Origin of the sequence: Denitratimonas organivorans (assembly GCF_037478135.1) — a bacterium.
Taxonomy (GTDB): domain Bacteria; phylum Pseudomonadota; class Gammaproteobacteria; order Xanthomonadales; family Xanthomonadaceae; genus Denitratimonas.
Window position 1 is genome coordinate 1 of record NZ_JBBHDV010000028.1, and the last position, 1,246, is coordinate 1,246.

The window sequence follows — 1,246 nt, forward strand, 5'->3', positions numbered from 1 at the left end:
GCTTCGATGAGCCAGACTGAAGGTGTTCGCCATCAGGACACGGGATCACGGGAGGAGTCCGACATGCACGCTACCACTAAAGTTGTTCGCAATGAATCGTCCGCCGCCGTCACGCTGGCGGTGGACTTGGCCAAGGATGTGTTCGAGCTGGCCTTTGCCGATGCGGCAGGGCGCATCGTCGAGCGCAAGCGGCTCAAGCGCAAGCCGTTCGCTCAGTGCCTGCAAAACCGTGCGCCGCTGCGCGTGGTGATGGAAGCCTGCGGCTCGGCTCATGCCTGGGCGCGGCGGTTTGCCCGGCTTGGTCATGCGGTGGAACTGCTGCCCGCGCAGCACGTTCGTCCCTATGTTCGCCGCAACAAGACCGACCGCGCCGATGCCGCCGGGCTGCTGGAAGCGGCGCGCTGCGGGGATATCCGCCCGGTGCCGGTGAAGACGCCCGCGCAGCAGGGTACGCAGGGCCTGCACCGCATCCGCGAGCACCACAAGGCTGAGCGTACCGCCGCGATCAACACCGTGCGCGGGCTGCTGCGCGAGTTCGGGTTCGCCATTCCCGCCGGGGCCGACAAGGTGCGGCCTGCGGTGCTGGCGGCGCTGGAAGATGGCGACAACGATATCCCGATGGACCTGCGCCATGCCCTGGCCGGCCTGCTGGATCGCATCACCGATTGTCAGGAGGCGATGGGCGGCATCGAGAAGCAACTGGCCGAGATCGCCCGACGCGACACCCGCAGCCAACGCCTGATGGCGGCCAGCGGCGTGGGCCTGATCACCGCCACCGCGATGAGCGCGGGCATCGGCGACTTCGCCCGGTTTCCCAGCGGCAGACACTTCGCCAGCGCGCTGGGCCTGACCCCGCGCGAGTATTCCAGTGGCGGCAGCCGCAAGCTCGGGCGCATCACCAAGCGCGGCGATGTGTACCTGCGCACGCTGCTGATCCACGGTGCGCGTTCGGCCCTGGTGGCGGCGCACACCGCCCGAAAACGCGGCCAGCCGCTGGATCGTACCCAGCACTGGGCGCTGGCACTGGCCGAGCGCAAAGGCCACAACAAGGCCGCAGTGGCGCTGGCGAACAAGACCGCGCGCCGATTGTGGGCCGCCGAACATCACGGTACGAGTTTCGATCCCGAACACGTCAGCCGGCGTGAGCAAGCTGCCGGCTGATTCCCTTCCACCTCAACCCAATTACCGCGTTACCGATTCACCGCAGCAAGAAACACCGCAATACCGTTTACCCGTTCTGCTGTTG

The 1,246-nt window shown here is 67.2% G+C and carries 1 protein-coding gene; it reads left to right on the forward strand.

Annotated elements, in window-relative coordinates; translation table 11 throughout:
• Nucleotides 1–63: 63 nt before the first annotated feature.
• A complete protein-coding gene (locus WDB66_RS15165) occupies nt 64–1,161 on the forward strand; it encodes an IS110 family RNA-guided transposase (protein WP_339399439.1) in 1,098 nt (365 codons plus the stop codon).
• The last annotated feature ends 85 nt before the right edge of the window (nt 1,162–1,246 follow it).